Annotated in this window: 17 protein-coding genes and 3 tRNA genes; 11 read left to right on the top strand and 9 right to left on the bottom strand. The window is 53.7% G+C overall.

What is annotated here, in order from left to right:
• Positions 1 to 41 precede the first annotated feature (41 nt).
• Entirely contained in the window at positions 42 to 1,370 is a 1,329-nt protein-coding gene (gene argA / locus AC6I8W_RS16535; protein ID WP_480365432.1) for an amino-acid N-acetyltransferase, read from the bottom strand.
• A 232-nt stretch (positions 1,371 to 1,602) separates the two neighbouring features.
• Between argA and amiC the strand changes: the two genes are divergently transcribed.
• A complete protein-coding gene (gene amiC, locus AC6I8W_RS16530; protein ID WP_497835872.1) occupies positions 1,603 to 2,847 on the top strand; it encodes an N-acetylmuramoyl-L-alanine amidase AmiC in 1,245 nt (414 codons plus the stop codon).
• 74 nt (positions 2,848 to 2,921) lie between these two features.
• On the opposite strand, the gene AC6I8W_RS16525 is transcribed toward amiC, so the two are convergent.
• The 3 genes from AC6I8W_RS16525 to AC6I8W_RS16515 form a co-directional block, all read right to left on the bottom strand.
• Positions 2,922 to 2,998, bottom strand: a tRNA-Met gene (locus AC6I8W_RS16525).
• A gap of 53 nt (positions 2,999 to 3,051) precedes the next feature.
• A tRNA-Met gene (locus tag AC6I8W_RS16520) sits at positions 3,052 to 3,128 on the bottom strand.
• Positions 3,129 to 3,181: 53 nt separating this feature from the next.
• Positions 3,182 to 3,258 (bottom strand) — tRNA-Met (locus tag AC6I8W_RS16515).
• Between the two features lie 204 nt (positions 3,259 to 3,462).
• Between AC6I8W_RS16515 and mltA the strand changes: the two genes are divergently transcribed.
• Both mltA and tcdA read left to right on the top strand, forming a co-directional pair.
• Entirely contained in the window at positions 3,463 to 4,611 is a 1,149-nt protein-coding gene (mltA, locus tag AC6I8W_RS16510; protein WP_497835871.1) for a murein transglycosylase A, read from the top strand.
• A gap of 45 nt (positions 4,612 to 4,656) precedes the next feature.
• Positions 4,657 to 5,460 carry a tRNA cyclic N6-threonylcarbamoyladenosine(37) synthase TcdA gene (gene tcdA, locus AC6I8W_RS16505; protein ID WP_497835870.1) on the top strand — a complete coding sequence of 268 codons (804 nt, stop codon included), beginning with the start codon at positions 4,657 to 4,659 and terminating at the stop codon, positions 5,458 to 5,460.
• Here tcdA and csdE read toward each other — a convergent pair.
• Entirely contained in the window at positions 5,457 to 5,903 is a 447-nt protein-coding gene (gene csdE / locus AC6I8W_RS16500; RefSeq protein WP_497835869.1) for a cysteine desulfurase sulfur acceptor subunit CsdE, read from the bottom strand. The two genes, tcdA and csdE, sit on opposite strands and share 4 nt — an antisense overlap.
• Positions 5,904 to 5,907: 4 nt before the next feature.
• A complete protein-coding gene (gene csdA / locus AC6I8W_RS16495) occupies positions 5,908 to 7,113 on the bottom strand; it encodes a cysteine desulfurase CsdA (RefSeq protein ID WP_497835868.1) in 1,206 nt (401 codons plus the stop codon).
• Positions 7,114 to 7,325: 212 nt separating this feature from the next.
• Here csdA and AC6I8W_RS16490 point away from each other — a divergent pair, with 212 nt between their 5' ends.
• The 4 genes from AC6I8W_RS16490 to rlmM all read left to right on the top strand — a co-directional run bounded on the left by AC6I8W_RS16490 (position 7,326) and on the right by rlmM (position 10,342).
• Entirely contained in the window at positions 7,326 to 7,550 is a 225-nt protein-coding gene (locus tag AC6I8W_RS16490) for a YgdI/YgdR family lipoprotein (RefSeq protein WP_013510266.1), read from the top strand.
• Between the two features lie 335 nt (positions 7,551 to 7,885).
• On the top strand, positions 7,886 to 8,803 hold the full coding sequence (locus tag AC6I8W_RS16485; RefSeq protein WP_013510265.1) for a transcriptional regulator GcvA: 918 nt from the start codon (positions 7,886 to 7,888) through the stop codon (positions 8,801 to 8,803).
• 50 nt (positions 8,804 to 8,853) lie between these two features.
• On the top strand, positions 8,854 to 9,249 hold the full coding sequence (locus AC6I8W_RS16480; RefSeq protein WP_480365418.1) for a DUF423 domain-containing protein: 396 nt from the start codon (positions 8,854 to 8,856) through the stop codon (positions 9,247 to 9,249).
• Entirely contained in the window at positions 9,242 to 10,342 is a 1,101-nt protein-coding gene (gene rlmM, locus AC6I8W_RS16475; protein ID WP_497835867.1) for a 23S rRNA (cytidine(2498)-2'-O)-methyltransferase RlmM, read from the top strand. Before AC6I8W_RS16480 ends, rlmM begins: the two co-directional genes overlap by 8 nt.
• Before the next feature lie 138 nt (positions 10,343 to 10,480).
• Here rlmM and xni read toward each other — a convergent pair whose 3' ends face one another.
• The 3 genes from xni to queF form a co-directional block, all read right to left on the bottom strand.
• Entirely contained in the window at positions 10,481 to 11,236 is a 756-nt protein-coding gene (gene xni / locus AC6I8W_RS16470) for a flap endonuclease Xni (RefSeq protein WP_497835866.1), read from the bottom strand.
• 35 nt (positions 11,237 to 11,271) lie between these two features.
• Positions 11,272 to 12,636 (bottom strand): nucleotide 5'-monophosphate nucleosidase PpnN, encoded by a 1,365-nt coding sequence (gene ppnN / locus AC6I8W_RS16465; protein WP_497835865.1) that lies wholly within the window; start codon positions 12,634 to 12,636, stop codon positions 11,272 to 11,274.
• 185 nt (positions 12,637 to 12,821) lie between these two features.
• Complete coding sequence (gene queF, locus AC6I8W_RS16460) at positions 12,822 to 13,667, bottom strand: NADPH-dependent 7-cyano-7-deazaguanine reductase QueF (protein ID WP_497835864.1); 846 nt, start codon at positions 13,665 to 13,667, stop codon at positions 12,822 to 12,824.
• Between the two features lie 62 nt (positions 13,668 to 13,729).
• On the opposite strand from queF, the gene syd reads away from it, so the two are divergent.
• The 4 genes from syd to AC6I8W_RS16440 all read left to right on the top strand — a co-directional run bounded on the left by syd (position 13,730) and on the right by AC6I8W_RS16440 (position 16,433).
• Positions 13,730 to 14,278, top strand: a complete 549-nt coding sequence (gene syd, locus AC6I8W_RS16455) for a SecY-interacting protein (RefSeq protein ID WP_497835863.1) — start codon at positions 13,730 to 13,732, stop codon at positions 14,276 to 14,278.
• Between the two features lie 588 nt (positions 14,279 to 14,866).
• Complete coding sequence (locus AC6I8W_RS16450) at positions 14,867 to 15,196, top strand: YqcC family protein (RefSeq protein ID WP_480365406.1); 330 nt, start codon at positions 14,867 to 14,869, stop codon at positions 15,194 to 15,196.
• Positions 15,196 to 15,975 (top strand): tRNA pseudouridine(65) synthase TruC, encoded by a 780-nt coding sequence (truC, locus tag AC6I8W_RS16445; protein ID WP_497835862.1) that lies wholly within the window; start codon positions 15,196 to 15,198, stop codon positions 15,973 to 15,975. The genes AC6I8W_RS16450 and truC overlap by 1 nt, the downstream gene beginning before the upstream one ends.
• 11 nt (positions 15,976 to 15,986) lie before the next feature.
• The gene (locus tag AC6I8W_RS16440; protein ID WP_497835861.1) at positions 15,987 to 16,433 is read left to right on the top strand and encodes a flavodoxin; all 447 of its coding nucleotides are present in this window, start codon (positions 15,987 to 15,989) and stop codon (positions 16,431 to 16,433) included.
• Positions 16,434 to 16,456: the final 23 nt, after the last annotated feature.

Below are 16,456 nucleotides of genomic sequence, written 5' to 3'. Positions count from 1 at the left end.
GCGCCGCTACGGCTGAGGGGATTAGCCTTCTTGTCCCCAGGTTAACGCAAATCCGCCATCAGCACCTTTGAACGGCGCTGATAGTTGTACATCTTCTTCTTACTTTCCGGCAGCGACTCGATATCCACCGGCGTAAAGCCACGTTCCTGGAACCAGTGAATGCTGCGGGTCGTCAGCACGAACAGTTTCTTCAGTCCCATCTGCCGGGCCTGCAATGCCACACGTTGCAGCAGTGCTTCGCCACGTGACGAACTGCGATAATCCGGGTGGACCGCCACGCAAGCCATCTCGCCAATCTGCTCATCCGGGAATGGGTAAAGCGCCGCGCAGGCAATGGTCAGGTTATCGCGTTCAATAATGGTGAACTTGTCGATCTCCATTTCCAACTGCTCGCGTGAGCGACGTACCAGAATCCCTTGCTGCTCCAGCGGGCGGATTAGTTCCAGAATACCGCCGAGATCATTGATGGTGGCACGGCGAATCTGCTCGGCGGATTCCATCACAATCTGCGTACCGATACCGTCACGGGAGAACAACTCCTGCAATAGCGCGCCATCTTCCTGATAGCTGATTAAATGGCTGCGACGCACGCCACTGCGGCAGGCTTTGACTGCACCACGCAGAAAACGCACCGTGCCAGAAAGGAAGTCACCTTCGCTTTCCATTTCGTCAATACGCACTTGGGCGTCGTTCGGGAACAGCTCGGAAATGATATCGCCGTCGCGGTTAGTCACGCCCTGCTCGGAACAGAAGCCAATCATTTTTTCTGCTTTCAGTTTGATCGCCAACTGGGTGGCAACTTCTTCCGAAGTCAGGTTAAAACTTTCACCGGTAACGGAAACGGCAACCGGGCCAAGCAACACAATCGCCCCGTTATCCAGCTGACGATGGATTGCCTCTTCATCGATACGACGAATACGTCCGCTGTGGCAGTAATCCACCCCATCATCCACGCCAAGAGGCTGGGCGATGATGAAGTTGCCGCTGACCACATTAATATGCGCGCCCTGCAATGGGGTGTTGTTCAGGCTCATCGACAAACGCGCGGTGATATCCAGTTGTAAGCGACCCGCCGCTTGTTTCACCAGCTCCAGCGACTGTGCATCAGTAACGCGCGTATGTTTGTGATACGTCGGCTCCAACTGCTGCTGCGCCATACTGGCATCAATCTGTGGACGTGCGCCGTATACCACCACCAGACGGATACCGAGGCTATGCAGCAGGCCTATATCGTTAACGATGCTGGAGAAGTTCTCATGCTCGATGGCCTCGCCACCCAGCATAATGACAAAGGTCTTGCCACGGTGGGCATTTATATAGGGAACGGTATGGCGAAAACCCTGAACCAGTTCAGTACTACGCTCCTTCACGGCAAACCCTCTGTGAATGATTATTCGAAATTTTTGTATTTTTATGCTTTATTGCGCCGTAATGCAAGCGGTGAACCTGACGTTACTTTACGAATTTTCTGATGCAACCTGTGCTAACAGCCTGCATTATCTGGTTTTTCCGAAGTGAGAAGGCACCAGGGACTGGATAAAGTTTTCATCTTCTTTTACTCAACTGGCGATATTTTAGACATTACACAGTAACTGGAGAGGCATGTTTGACGTAAATCCTTTTTTTTCACGCCGACGATTGTTACAGGGGGCTGGCGCTTTATGGTTGCTGAGCGTGACGCGCAGCGGGCTGGCGGCCAGTCAGCATATTGTTGCCGTGCGTATCTGGCCTTCGTCGACTTACTCGCGCGTTACGCTGGAATCTAACGTTCCCTTGCACTACAAACAGTTCACTCTCAGCAATCCCGACCGCCTGGTTATCGACATCAACAATCTGCATATCAATCCGGTGCTAAAAGGTGTCGATAAACTGGTGCGGGTTGATGATCCCTATATCAAAACCGCACGCGTGGGGCAGTTCGATCCCAATACGGTGCGTATTGTGCTGGAACTGAAGCGCAGCGTAGCGCCTCGCAGCTTCACCCTCGATCCGGTCGCAGGCATTAAGCACCGGCTGGTAGTCGATCTCTATCCCAGCCAGCGGGCGCCGGAAGAGGATCCCTTACTGGCGTTACTCCAGGATTACAACCAGGGCGATCTGGATCGCGATCAACCTGCGCAGGCACCACTACCGGGCAAAGCCGGGCGTGATCGTCCAATTATTATCATGATCGATCCGGGGCATGGTGGGGAGGATCCCGGTGCGCATGGTAAATATAAAACCCGTGAAAAAGATATTGTGTTGAAGATGGGACGCTATCTGAAGGCGCTGATCGACAAACAACCAAATATGAAAGCCTATATGACGCGCAACGAAGATGTGTTTATTCCACTGCGCGTGCGGGTGGCAAAAGCACGTAAGCAGCGTGCGGATTTGTTTGTGTCGATTCATGCGGATGCCTTTACCAGCCGGGCGGCGCGCGGTTCTTCGGTGTTTGCGCTTTCGACCAGCGGTGCAACCTCCGCTGCGGCACGTTTTCTGGCGCAAACCCAGAATGAATCGGACCTGATTGGTGGCGTCAGCATGAGCGGTGATCGCTATCTCGATCACACCATGTTCGATATGGTGCAACGTCAGACCATTCACGACAGTCTGAAGTTCGGTAAAGAGGTGCTGTCGCGGATGGGGCACATCAATCATCTGCATAAACGTACGGTTGATCAGGCTGGATTTGCGGTGCTAAAAGCGCCGGATATCCCGTCGATTCTGGTGGAGACGGCGTTTATCAGTAATGTGGAAGAAGAGAGGAAGCTGCGCACGGCGCGTTACCAGCACCAGGTGGCGGAAGCCATTTTGCATGGCATCAAAGCGTATTTTGAGCAAGGCGCGGTGCTGGCGCATCGCTGATGATCGCGGCAAGGAAGCCGCCATTTTCCAGACGACAAAAACAAAAAAACACCCGTTAAGGTGCTGATTTGTATTGGTTGCGGGGGCCGGATTTGAACCGACGACCTTCGGGTTATGAGCCCGACGAGCTACCAGGCTGCTCCACCCCGCGTCCGTCTGCCGCTGTGCGACTTTTCACATTGTGTTTCTTCATTGCAGAAGAATTGGTTGCGGGGGCCGGATTTGAACCGACGACCTTCGGGTTATGAGCCCGACGAGCTACCAGGCTGCTCCACCCCGCGTCCGTCTGTCGCTGTGCGACTTTTCACATTGTGTTTCTTCATTACAGAAGAATTGGTTGCGGGGGCCGGATTTGAACCGACGACCTTCGGGTTATGAGCCCGACGAGCTACCAGGCTGCTCCACCCCGCGTCCGTGGATGCGCACTATACGCTGCGCTCGCTATGATGCAACCTCTTTTTGACAGAAAGCACAAAATTTACAGTCAGTTGGTGAACAAAACTGCTGAAAGGTTATTAAATGTACAGCTGTGGACGCTGCGTTCGGTAGTGGATTTCATTCTGTCTGCCCCTTTGCTATCGTCGCCGTGCAAACTATCGATAAAAAGAGAAGGTCATGAAAGCAAATCGTGTGAAGTATGCACTTACAGGCGCATTTCTCGCGCTGCTGGCGGGTTGTAGCTCCAAACCTACGGATCGGGGTCAGCAATATATTGATGGCAAGCTGGATCAGCCGCTGGGTCTGGTGAACCAGCCGAATGCTAAAGGGCGTCCAGTCAATGGCCGGGATTTTGGCGATCAGGTTCGCCAGATTCAGACTGCCTCTACCGGGTTGTATGGCCGTAATACTGGTACCTACAGCGCAATTGAAAGCTGGCTGATGTCGGGCGGCGATACCCGCCAGCTGCGGCAGTTCGGCCTTAATGCTTATCAGATGGAAGGTACTGATAATTACGGCAATGTGCAGTTCACCGGTTACTATACGCCGGTCGTCGAAGCGCGCTATACCCGCCAGGGCGAGTTCCAGTACCCGATTTACCGTATGCCGCCACGCAGAAATGGACAGAAGTTACCCAGCCGCGCTTCTATCTATAGTGGTGGTCTCGACGACCGTTACATCATCGCTTACAGCAACTCGCTGATCGACAACTTTATGATGGATGTGCAGGGCAGTGGCTATGTGGACTTTGGCGATGGTCGTCCATTGCGCTTCTTCGGCTACGGCGGTAAAAATGGCTGGGCTTATCACAGCATCGGTAAAGAATTGATCGATCGTGGTGAAGTGAAGCGGGAAGATATGTCGATGCAGGCGATTCGCCAATGGGCGCAGGAGCATTCACCGGCTGAGGTACGAGCGCTGCTGGAAACCAACCAATCTTTCGTGTTCTTCAAACCGGAAGAGTATGTACCGGTGCGAGGTGCCAGCGCAGTGCCGCTGATTGCTAAAGCCTCAGTGGCCTCTGACCGTTCGCTGATCCCTGCCGGCACGGCACTGCTGGCGGAAGTGCCGCAGTTAAATGAGAAGGGCAAGTTTAACGGTAAATACGAAATGCGTCTGATGGTGGCGTTGGATGTCGGTGGGGCCATTAAAGGCCAGCATTTTGATATCTATCAGGGCGTCGGCCCGGATGCCGCCCATCTGGCCGGTTTCTACAATCATTATGGCCGTGTCTGGGTGTTGAAAGCCGCACCGGGAGCCGGACAACAGCTGTTCAGCAACACCCAAAGTGGTGATAATGGTTCGTTGTTATTAGGTTCTAATTAATTTTTCTCTGCGGGCTGAGCGGCCCGCACGATCAAAAGGTTTGTTATGACAGTGGTTAGCGACGCCTGGCGGCAACGTTTTGGCGGCACGGCGCGTTTGTATGGGCAGGACGCGTTACAGCGTTTTGCTGACGCGCATTTTTGCGTGATTGGTATTGGCGGTGTGGGTTCCTGGGCGGCGGAAGCGCTGGCGCGTACCGGTATCGGCAAAATCACCCTGATCGATATGGACGATGTCTGTATCACCAATACTAACCGGCAGATTCATGCATTGCAGGGGAAAGTAGGCCAGGCAAAAACCGAGGTGATGGCGGAGCGCATTCGCGCGATTAACCCGGAATGCGAGGTGATCTGCATCGATGATTTTATCACCCCAGACAATACCGCTGAACTGCTGCCGGTTGGCTTCGATTATGTGATCGATGCGATCGATAGCGTACGACCCAAAGCTGCGCTGATTGCCTGGTGTCGACGCAACAAGATTCCGTTGATCACCACTGGCGGTGCTGGTGGACAGATTGATCCGACGCAGATCCAGGTCAGCGATCTGGCGAAGACCATCCAGGATCCGCTGGCAGCGAAATTACGTGAGCGTTTGAAGAACGATTTCGGCGTGAAGAAAAACAGCAAAGGCAAGCTGGGCATCGATTGCGTCTTTTCTACTGAGGCGCTGGTCTATCCGCAGCCGGACGGCAGCGTGTGTGCGTCACGTAGCACTGCCGAAGGTCCGAAGCGTATGGACTGCGCGGCAGGTTTTGGTGCCGCCACTATGGTGACCGCTACCTTTGGTTTTATCGCGGTTTCGCACGCGCTGAAGAAATTCCTCGCGCGCGTAGCACGCCAGAATTAAGCGTGCTGGCGTGCAGCACGCTGTACCGCGTCGGCCAGCGCCTGCAAACCGCTGCTGCGTGAGGCACTAAGCTGCGCACGCAGACCAAGCGTATCAAACAGCGCCAGTGGATCCTGTTGCAACAGGGTGGCTGGCGTTTTCCCTTCCACTGCGGTCAACAGCACCGCCAGCAAGCCACGTACGATACGTCCTTCACTGTCGCCATAGAAATGCAGCGTACCGTTACTTTGCAGCTGACTGCTCAGCCAGACGCGGTTCTCACAGCCGCTCAGTTCAATCTCCGCCGTTTTCAGTTCCTCGGCTAAAGCTGGCAACTGACGACTCAACTGGATCAACTGACGATAGCGGTCTTCCCACTGATGAAAATGGGCGAATTTTTCCGTCAGGCTGGCCTCGGTGATCAGATCGCCAAACGGGTGCGGGGCGAGAAGGGCTGTGCTCATTGTGTTACTCACTCAGTAAATCTACGGCGCTATGCATGGCGCGCACCAGCGCATCCACGTCCTGCAAATTATTATAGGGGGCGAATGAGACGCGTAGCGTGCCACTCACACCCAGCGCATCCATCAGCGGCTGCGCGCAATGCTGGCCGGCGCGCAGCGCGATACCATGCTCTGCCAGAAGTGTCACGATATCGCTATGATGAATACCGGCGATTTCGAATGCCAGCAGACTGCTGCTGCCGCAGCGAAAACTGCGAAAACCGGGCAGGGTACTCAGCTGTTCTTCGGCGAGACTGGCCAGTTGCTGGCTCCACATCTCCATCTTTTCAGCGTTATGCTGGCTGAGCCAGCGCAGGGCGGCGCTTAAGCCAATCACCCCTGCCACGTTGGGCGTTCCCGCCTCAAAGCGCCACGGCACCGGCTGCGGGGTGAAACCGGTGAAATCCACCTGGGTCAGCATCTTGCCGCCGCCTTGCCACGGTGACATGGCTTCAAGCAATTCAGCTTTGCCATACAACACACCGATGCCCATAGGCCCGTACAGCTTATGGCCGGAGAAAGCATAAAAATCAATATCTTCGGCCTGCACATCCGGTGCGCAATGCACCACGCCCTGTGCGCCATCGACCATCACTTTGGCACCGACGGCATGCGCCAGCTGAATCGCCTGTGCCAAATCCGGGCAGCCGCCGGTGACATTTGACATCTGACCGATCGCCAGAAGACGCGTACGAGAATTCAGTAAGTTGGGCAGTTGCTGCATATCGGGCAAGCGATCCGCGCCCAGCGACCATTTTACCACTTTTGCGCCTGATGCTTGCGCCACCATCAGCCAGGGCACCAGATTGGCGTGATGCTCCGCCTCGCTCACCACAATTTCATCGCCGGGTTGCAGGCGCGTTGCCAGCCAGCTGTTTGCCACCAGATTAATGGCTTCGGTGGTGCCACGCGTCCAGATAATTTGTCGATCATCAGCAGCATTCAACCAGCGGGCCACCAGGCCGCGCGCCTGTTCATATTGTTCTGTCAGGGCGCGAGCGGCGGCGAACTGGCTGCGATGAACCGTTCCGGCACTCAGGGAGTAGAACTGTTGCGTGGCCTCAATCACCGCCAGCGGTTTCAGGGTGGTGGCGGCACTGTCGAGATAGACACCGGCATCGGTCAGCGCGGGAAACTGCTGGCGAAAAGCGGTGGGCGTAAAAATGGTCATATCCGGCCTGTTGTGATGAGTTTTTAGGACCAGACTGAAAGTCGGTCTGATACCTGGCAAAGCTGGGAAAGCGCGTTATGCTAATTATTGCAAGGTTTAAACCAAAACCCGCATTATAAATCGACCTTTATCAGTCGATTCTGCTTTTTCAGCTGCCTCTGGTCAGCGGTGTGCGGGTGGTTTGATGCAATCAATCTGCAAGGAGATAGAAAATGAAAAAACTCGCCGCAGTGCTGGCCGTGTGTACCATGGCCTTTACCCTGGCTGCCTGTTCCAGCAATTACGTGATGCATACCAATGATGGTCGCACCATTGTTGCTTCTGGCAAACCTAAAGTAGACGATGATACCGGTATGATCAGCTATAAAGATGCCAATGGCAACCAGCAGCAGATTAACCGCTCAGATGTCAAAGAGATGGTTGAGATGGGCCAGTAAACGACAGATAAAAAAAAGCACCGCAAATTGCGGTGCTATGTAAATCACTTTGGACAGACAGGGTAAATCTACAGGAATTAAAAGTTTGATCTGCAATCGTCAGATCAAAATGCAAACACAACATCACGACCACAAGCCAAAAGCTCTCCAAAAGTCTGCGAACTAACGCACATTTCCAGAAATCTTTTCGTTCCGGCTTAGGAAGTGCGGCAACTATAGGTATTTGCTGGAGCTTCCTCAACGGACAATTTATAATGTCTCGGATTAAAAAAACTAATACCGTATGACTTGTTATAAGTTGCAGTATTACTCTGTTGATCCGGATACGGAAAACCATGTCAAAACGCCTTCCCCCGCTGAATGCTTTACGCGTCTTTGATGCTGCGGCACGCCATTTGAGCTTTACCAAAGCTGCTGAGGAGCTGTTTGTTACCCAGGCAGCTGTCAGCCATCAGATTAAATCTCTGGAAGATTTTCTCGGTCTTAAGCTATTTCGCCGGAGGAATCGTTCGCTTTTGCTGACGGAAGAAGGGCAAAGCTACTATCTGGATATCAAGGAAATTTTCTCCGCACTGAATGACGCAACGCGTAAATTACAGGCACGCAGTGCCAAAGGCGCATTGACGGTTAGCCTGCTGCCGAGCTTCGCCATTCAATGGTTGGTGCCACGTCTCTCCAGCTTTAATACAGCTTATCCGGGCATTGATGTCCGTATCCAGGCTGTTGACCGTGATGAGGAGAAATTGGCAGATGACGTTGATGTGGCAATTTTCTATGGTCGTGGCAACTGGCCGGGCCTACGGGTGGAAAAACTCTACGCAGAATATTTGTTGCCGGTCTGCTCGCCGCTGCTGCTGACGGGCGACCATCCGTTGAAGTCTCCGGCTGATCTGGCACACTTCACGCTGCTGCATGATGCCTCGCGCCGTGACTGGCAATCCTATATCCGTCAACTAGGCTTGCAGCACATTAACGTGCAGCAGGGACCGATTTTCAGCCACAGTGCGATGGTTTTACAGGCGGCGATTCACGGCCAGGGTGTAGCGCTGGCAAATAATGTGATGGCGCAGAGCGAAATTGAAGCTGGCCGTCTGGTCTGTCCTTTTAATGACGTATTGGTCAGTAAAAATGCTTTTTATCTGGTTTGTCATGACAGTCAGGCAGAACTGGGTAAAATAGCCGCCTTTCGACAGTGGATCCTGGCCAAAGCCGCAACCGAACAAGAGAAATTTCGTTTTCGCTACGATCACTAACGCGTTGATTGTTGCACAGTGACGTGCGTATTCACTCTGAGGATTGTTAGATGTCCAGTCGTGCCATGTTTATTTTTGCAGCCATCAGCGGCTTCACGCTGGTGGCTTTTGGTGCTTTTGGTGCCCATGTACTGAGCAAATCCCTCGGCCCGGCCGAGATGGCGTGGATACATACCGGCCTGGAGTATCAGGCGTATCATACGCTGGCGATTATTGGCCTCGCATCGGCCATGTTGCGTCGTGCCAATATATGGTTTTACTGGAGTAGCGCCATGCTGGCGTTGGGAACCGTATTGTTCAGCGGCAGCCTCTATTGCCTGGCGCTGTCGCACCTGAAGTTTTGGGTATTTGTAACGCCAGTCGGTGGCCTTTGCTTCCTGATTGGCTGGTTTTTGATGTTGATTGGCGCACTGCGTCTGAAACGAAAGGCAGAACGCCATGAATAAAGTTTTACTCTATTGCCGCCCAGGCTTTGAGAAAGAGTGTGCGGCGGAGATCAGTGCGAAAGCCGCCGAGCGTGAAATCTATGGATTCCCGCGGGTGAAAGACGATGCTGGTTATGTGTTGTTTGAATGCTACCAACAGGAAGATGCGGAGAAACTGATCAGCCAACTGCCGTTTGCTGAACTGATTTTTGCCCGCCAGATGTTGGTGGTAGGTGAATTGCTGCGTGACTTGCCGCCTGAAGACCGTATTTCGCCGATCGTCGGAATGTTGACGGGGGTCGTCGAGAAAGGCGGTGAATTGCGTGTTGAAGTGCCGGACACCAACGAAGCCAAAGAGCTGACCAAATTTTGCCGCAAGTTTACTGTGCCGCTGCGTGCCAGCCTGCGTGAAAATAAAATTCTGCTGAACTACGAAAGCCCGAAGCGTCCGGTGGTGCATGTGTTCTTTATTGCGCCCGGCACCTGCTATGTTGGCTACTCGCTGCCGCAGAATAACTCACCGTTTTATATGGGCATCCCGCGTTTGAAATTCCCTTCAGACGCACCGAGCCGTTCCACCCTGAAACTGGAAGAGGCATTTCATGTCTTTATCCCGGCTGATGAATGGGATGAGCGTCTGGGAAGCGGAATGTGGGCGGTGGATCTGGGCGCTTGTCCCGGCGGCTGGACCTATCAGCTGGTGAAACGCAGCATGATGGTTTACGCGGTCGATAACGGTCCAATGGCACCAAGCCTGATGGATACCGGACAGGTTACGCACTGCCGTGAAGATGGCTTCCGTTTCCGTCCACCACGTAACAACATCAGCTGGCTGGTGTGCGATATGGTGGAAAAACCGGTGCGCGTTGCCAGTCTGATGAGCGAGTGGCTGGTCAATGGCTGGTGTCGCGAAGCAATCTTCAACCTCAAGTTGCCGATGAAAAAGCGTTATGAAGAGGTGACGCAAAATCTGGCGATGATCGATGCCACCTTGAAAGAGCAAGGTATCAATGCCCAGATTCAGGCGCGTCAGCTGTACCACGATCGTGAAGAAGTGACGGTGCACGTGCGCCGTATCTGGGCCGCCGTGGGTGGACGTCGCGACGAACGCTAATCCTCCGTCATACTTTGCGCTGCAGGTGCGTTGGCTGCGTTCACTCATCCCAGTCACTTACTGATGTAAGCTCCTGGGGATTCGCGAACTTGCCGCCTTCCTGCAGCACAAATTATTTTGGCGGATTAAAGCTCAATGCTACGGGTTATACCGCAGCGTATTCAGATTGCCTTGCAACACCAGGTCTCGCTTTAGTGTCGAGACCTGGCGGCAAATCTCCGCCATATCACGTTGTGATTGCAATTTTCCCTGCCACTTCGACGGCACCTGATCCCACTGTTGGTAAATGGCTTCCAGAGAGCCAAATTGTCCAATCAGTTCTCGAGCGCTTTTCGGACCGATGCCCGCCACGCCTGGAATCTTGCTACTGCTGATACCGCACAATCCCCAGTAATCCGCGAGTTGCACAGGTGTCACCCCGAACTCCTGTTCGATAAACGGGACGTCCAGCCAACGTTTCTGGAAGTAATCGCGAATCCTGATGTTCGGTGCCAGCAGTTGACAATAGCCTTTGTCGGTCGAGACGATGGTCGCCTGATGTCCGGCATCTGCCATTTTGACCGCTAACGTCGCGGCCAGATCATCGGCTTCGTCCTGATCGGCAATCCAGCAGCTGAAACCTGCGGCCTGAAATGCCTGCTGTATCGCGGGCATTTCCCGCTGTAAATCATCCGGCATCGGTGGACGACCGGCTTTGTAGTCCGGCAGCAACGCATGACGCCAGCCTGGCTGGCGTGTGGCGCTGTCAAACACCGCTACCACGTGTGTTGGCCGGGTATGCCCCAGTAACTGATGCAGCGCCGCCACACAGGCATCGCGGCATGGTGATCCCTGAACGGCATGCAAACGACGGATCAGGTTCAGGGCATCAACAATAAGGAGATGAAAAGACATGATGATAGCGGCAGCCCGCAGGCTGCCTTCCTGAGTTATTTGATGATTTCGTAGCAGGGGATGTAGGCGGTGCCCGGCAGTTTCATGCGGTGCTGGGCGACGAAGCCCTGCAGCAGTTCATCCATGCGGTGCATAATGTCCGGATCGCCATGCAGTTTGTACGGCCCCTTTTCACGGATTTCGCGGATACCGACTTCTTTTACGTTACCGGCGACTATGCCTGAGAAAGCACGGCGCAAATCCGCCGCCAGTTTTTCTGCGGGCTGGTTGGTGTACAGATTCAGGTTAGCCATGTTTTCGTGGGTGGGCAGGAACGGCAGTTGCAGGTCCGGCACGATACGAATTGACCAGTTAAAGCTATAAGCATCGCCGGTTTCACGACGATACTCTTTCACCTGCGGCATGGCTTTCTTCATCAGGCGCGCCACTTCGGCGGCATCATCAATAATGATTTTGTAATGTTTGCGCGCACTTTCACCCAGCGTACTGACAATAAAATCATCCAGCACGCGGAAGTAATCGGCGCTTTCCTGCGGACCAGTCAGAATCAGCGGCAATACCTGATCGCTGTTGTGCGGATTCATTAAAATACCGAGCAGATACAGCAATTCTTCTGCGGTGCCGACGCCGCCGGGGAAGATCACGATGCCATGCGCAATACGTACAAAGGCTTCCAGACGTTTTTCGATATCCGGCATGATGATCAATTCGTTGACCAGTGGATTCGGTGGCTCAGCGGCAATGATCGAGGGTTCAGTCAGGCCGATAAAACGGCTGTCGCGATAACGTTGTTGTGCATGACCGACTGCCGCACCTTTCATCGGCGCTTCCATCACCCCAGGACCACAACCGGTGCAGATATTGAGTTCGCGCAGGCCAAGCTGCGTGCCCACGTTACGACAGTACTGATATTCCACCGCGTTAATCGAGTGACCGCCCCAGCACACCACGGTATTGGGGTATTCGCCTACGTGTAGCGCACGGGCGTTACGCAGGATGGAAAAGACCAGGTTGGTGATATGTGCTGAGTCCTCGGCATCCAGATTCTGAAAGCGTTCGGCAGCGGAAAGCTGGCCGTTAACAAACAGGATGTCGCGCAGCACGGCAAACAGGTTAGCCTGCAATGAGCGGATAATCCGACCATCAACAAAGGCTTCTTCCGGCGGGTTGATCAGTTCGAGTTTAACGCCACGTTCTCGACGCAACACGTTGATGTCAAAGCTTTCAAAGCGGGAAAGCAGTTCATGACTACTGTCGGTCTGGCTACCTGAATTGAGCACCGCGAGTGAACAGTTGCGAAACAGTTGGTACAGGTCGCTGCTGGCGGTGCGTTTCAGCATATCGACTTCCAACTGGGAGAGCAGATCCATCGAGCCAAGAGGGCTAATATGAGTAATCAAGAGAACTCCTTTACACGCAGCGCGTGACTGATGACGCTGTGCTTAACTTCCTGAGCACAGCGACGAATATCCCTGGTCGCGCACGGTTGGCCGCCCGCGCCTTTGACAGAGTAGCCTTGTCTGCGGTGAATGCTCAAGTGGAACCGCGCATCCATGCCGCGGCCTGCGAGGTGTCTCGCAATCTGTTACTGACGTACCAGACGGGAAAATCCCGGAGAGAAGGGCACGTTGCTACGCCACGGGTTGATATCCAATCCACCACGACGCGTGTAACGAGCATAGACCGTCAAGGCTTCCGGTTGGCAAAAGCGTTGAATATCATTGAAAATGCGTTCAACACACTGTTCATGAAACTCATTGTGCTGACGGAAAGAGACCAGATAACGCAGCAGTGCTTCACGATCGATGCGCGGGCCTTTGTAACGAATCATCACTGAACCCCAGTCAGGTTGATGGGTGATGAGACAGTTAGATTTCAGAACATGGCTGACCAGCGTTTCTTCAATAATGTCGTGACCGGCGGCCTGCGCCAGGTGGTCGGCATTAAACGCATAGTCGTGAATCTCAATATCCTGTTCATCGATCAGCTCACCCGTGAAATGACCGATCGGCTGGCCTTCGATTTCGCTGAGGCGAAACAGCGCCACGCTGACTTCACCTTCCGCACAGGCGCTGAGATCGCGTTCCAGCGTCTGGCGCACTTCACCCCAGTCGGCGAAAACTGTCTGATTAAAGCTGTTAAGATAGAGCTTGAAGCTCTTTGACTCGATAAGATTACGGCTCGCGGCGTTCAGCACCACCTCGCCCACCGCCACCTGCGGCACGCCTTTGCTGTTCAGCCACGAGAGTTCGTACAGTGTCCAGATATCGGCACCGTGAAAGGGCAGATTATCGGGAAACAGCCCCAAGGGTTCGCGATTGAGACTGCGCGGTACGGCCTGTAGCAGCGAGTTGTCGTAATGGTCGACATACGCCGTGGGTTTACCCAAGGTCAGGCCACTTAATACCTGATCCTGTTGTTCAGTAGACATAACGGTTACCACTAAAATCCATCAAAGTGGCTAAGTGTAACCTATCAGAAGCGAGAAGATGAATGATGCAGCAAACCGTGGATGCCCTGCGCGATTTTACCGCCCGTTATTGTGATGAGTGGCAGCAGCGCACCGGACACTTACCCGCAAGCAGTGATCTGTTTGGCGTTCCCTCTCCCTGTATCCAGACCACGCTGGATGATCGCGTGCTGTGGCGACCGCAGCCGTTTACCTTACCCGCCACGCTGGCTGCCGTTGAGCGCGCATTGGAGCTGGAGCTTCAGCCGGATATCACTGCGTTTTACACCACCCAGTTTGCCGGTGATATGACCGCCCGTTTTCAGCATTTGGACATCACTTTGCTACAGGTCTGGAGTGAAGATGACTTCATGCGTTTACAGGAGAATTTGATTGGCCATCTGGTCATGAAGCGCCGTCTGAAACAAAGCCCAACCTTATTTATCGCTACCACCGATTCTGAGCAGGATGTCATCTCCCTGTGTAATCTTACGGGTGAAGTGATTCTTGAGCATCCTGGTAGCAAAAAGCGCGAAGTATTATCCCCAGAAATTAAGATATTTCTTAATAACTTACAACCGGTTAGCGAGTAGATTGCAGACTTTGGCTCGTCTTTGTGTAAGAGATCTCTCACATGATGTGTGAGAGATCGGCAAATTGTACTGAAGAATTTGAGAAGTCTGGCTTGTAAAAATATTGTGAATCATGAGTTTATGGCAACAGTCCGAAAATTATTCGATAACTGACTGATGTAACGGCTTTTAGTATCTTGTTTACGCGATAGTTTCTGCCAGAATAGTCACCACTGGCAGGAAGCCACGGATTAAGTGATGTTCAGGAGAATATCAGCCAAGGGCTGGAGCGTAACGGAGTTTACGGCACAAGGAAGGCTTCAGGATGAAGCAGGACACTCAGGAGTGAGTCAGGGACACCTCCAGGACGGAGAATGAGAGCCACGCAGGATGTGGCGGGCCAGGATGCTAAGGATCAATGTCAGGATGACAAGCGAAGGAAAGCACAGGAAAAGTTGTCACGGATGAGCAGGGAGCACAGCGGTGGCGGGATTGCTGCAAACGAACCGGGAGCACTGTAGTCACAGTGCTCCCCTTTTTTTATGCGTTTTTTGAGCATCGCCCGACAAGTGATATGCTTGCCGCCCGATTTTTCTCTGGAGGTGGCGCATGTCGTCGCAACAACTTATTTTGCAGCGGCTACAGCAGGTCGAAGCGGTGATGCGCGAACACGACCACTGGCAGACGCAATCCCCTGATGTGGCAGCGTTTGCCAGCACCCAACCCTTTTGCCTTGATACGCTGGCTCCCCTTGAGTGGTTACAGTGGGTATTGATCCCGCGTATGCAGGCGTTGATTGCCGCTGATGCACCATTGCCGCAAAACTTCGCCGTCGCGCATTATTATGAAATGGCGCTTCCTCCCGGCACACCGGGCCACCCCATGTTGCTGCTGACGTTACGCCAGCTTGATGCCTTATTTTCGGAACCTGCCGCCTGATGCTGGACATTATTTACCAGGACGAATGGCTGGTCGCAGTCAATAAACCTGCGGGCTGGCTGGTGCACCGTAGCTGGCTCGATCGCAAAGAAAAAGTGGTGGTGATGCAAACGGTGCGTGATCAGATAGGTCAGCACGTTTTTACCGCACACCGACTGGATCGCCCGACCTCAGGCGTTTTGCTGATGGGCCTGTCGAGTGAGGTTGGTCGTCTGCTGGCACAACAGTTCGAGCAACATCAAATCCGCAAAACCTACCATGCGGTGTTACGTGGCTGGCTGATGGAGAGCGGCACGCTGGATTATCCGTTGGTCGAAGAGCTCGATAAGATCGCCGATAAATTCGCTACCGAACCGCGCGGGCCGCAACCGGCCGTCACCGAATTTCAGATGCTGGCACACGCCGAGATGCCAGTGCCAATTGGTCGTTATGCCACCGCGCGTTACAGCCTGGTGGAGATGCAGCCGCGTACCGGTCGCAAACATCAGCTGCGCCGCCATATGGCGCATCTGCGCCATCCGATCATTGGTGATACCACGCACGGTGATCTGCGCCAGAACCGTGGCGCAGCGGCAAATTTTGGCCTTGATCGTTTGATGCTGCATGCCAGCGCGCTGAGCCTGGATCATCCAGTGACCGGGGAACCGTTGGTGATTCGCGCCGGGCTGGACTCTGTTTGGCAGCAGATGCTGCACCAGTTTGGCTGGCAGGATCAGATCCCTGATGTTCCCAGGGTTGAGTTTGCCGATGAGGCAGTCCAGGATAAGCCAACAGAATAAGGAGCGGCTTGATGGCAAAGATTGGTGTTTTTGTAGGTACAGTTTACGGCAATGCGTTGCTGGTAGCGGAAGAGGCGGAGCCGGTGTTGCAGGCGCAGGGCCATGAGGTGAAGGTATTTGAGGACCCATCGCTGGCGCAGTGGCAGGACTATCAGCAGGATGTGGTGCTGATTATTACCTCCACCACCGGACAGGGCGATTTTCCCGATAGTATCGCCGGGCTATACCACGCGGTGAAAGATCAACTCGGTTATCAACCTGACTTGCGTTACGGCGTGATTGCGCTGGGCGACAGCAGCTACGATAACTTCTGCGGTGCGGGTAAGACCTTTGATGCGCTGTTGCAGGAGCAGAGTGCCAAACGCGTCGGTGATCTGTTAACGGTGGATGCGACGGAAGATCCGGAACCGGAATCCGTGACCACACCCTGGGTGGAAAATTGGGGTAAGTTGTTGTAATTCCGTCACGGCGCGATTTATCG

This window comes from Pantoea sp. X-Soil-TKNS-1211 (assembly GCF_059730495.1).
The sequence above is the reverse complement of the archived record's forward strand: the minus strand, read 5'-3'. Positions and strand labels throughout refer to the sequence as shown.

Excerpts from the sequence above, each read along its gene's own strand:
- amiC (WP_497835872.1), top strand. The coding sequence starts at position 1,603 with ATGTTTGACGTAAATCCTTTTTTTTCACGCCGACGATTGTTACAGGGG.
- mltA (WP_497835871.1), top strand. The coding sequence starts at position 3,463 with ATGAAAGCAAATCGTGTGAAGTATGCACTTACAGGCGCATTTCTCGCG.
- tcdA (WP_497835870.1), top strand. The coding sequence starts at position 4,657 with ATGACAGTGGTTAGCGACGCCTGGCGGCAACGTTTTGGCGGCACGGCG.
- csdE (WP_497835869.1), bottom strand. The coding sequence starts at position 5,903 with ATGAGCACAGCCCTTCTCGCCCCGCACCCGTTTGGCGATCTGATCACC.
- csdA (WP_497835868.1), bottom strand. The coding sequence starts at position 7,113 with ATGACCATTTTTACGCCCACCGCTTTTCGCCAGCAGTTTCCCGCGCTG.
- AC6I8W_RS16490 (WP_013510266.1), top strand. The coding sequence starts at position 7,326 with ATGAAAAAACTCGCCGCAGTGCTGGCCGTGTGTACCATGGCCTTTACC.
- AC6I8W_RS16485 (WP_013510265.1), top strand. The coding sequence starts at position 7,886 with ATGTCAAAACGCCTTCCCCCGCTGAATGCTTTACGCGTCTTTGATGCT.
- AC6I8W_RS16480 (WP_480365418.1), top strand. The coding sequence starts at position 8,854 with ATGTCCAGTCGTGCCATGTTTATTTTTGCAGCCATCAGCGGCTTCACG.
- rlmM (WP_497835867.1), top strand. The coding sequence starts at position 9,242 with ATGAATAAAGTTTTACTCTATTGCCGCCCAGGCTTTGAGAAAGAGTGT.
- xni (WP_497835866.1), bottom strand. The coding sequence starts at position 11,236 with ATGTCTTTTCATCTCCTTATTGTTGATGCCCTGAACCTGATCCGTCGT.
- queF (WP_497835864.1), bottom strand. The coding sequence starts at position 13,667 with ATGTCTACTGAACAACAGGATCAGGTATTAAGTGGCCTGACCTTGGGT.
- syd (WP_497835863.1), top strand. The coding sequence starts at position 13,730 with ATGATGCAGCAAACCGTGGATGCCCTGCGCGATTTTACCGCCCGTTAT.
- AC6I8W_RS16450 (WP_480365406.1), top strand. The coding sequence starts at position 14,867 with ATGTCGTCGCAACAACTTATTTTGCAGCGGCTACAGCAGGTCGAAGCG.
- truC (WP_497835862.1), top strand. The coding sequence starts at position 15,196 with ATGCTGGACATTATTTACCAGGACGAATGGCTGGTCGCAGTCAATAAA.
- AC6I8W_RS16440 (WP_497835861.1), top strand. The coding sequence starts at position 15,987 with ATGGCAAAGATTGGTGTTTTTGTAGGTACAGTTTACGGCAATGCGTTG.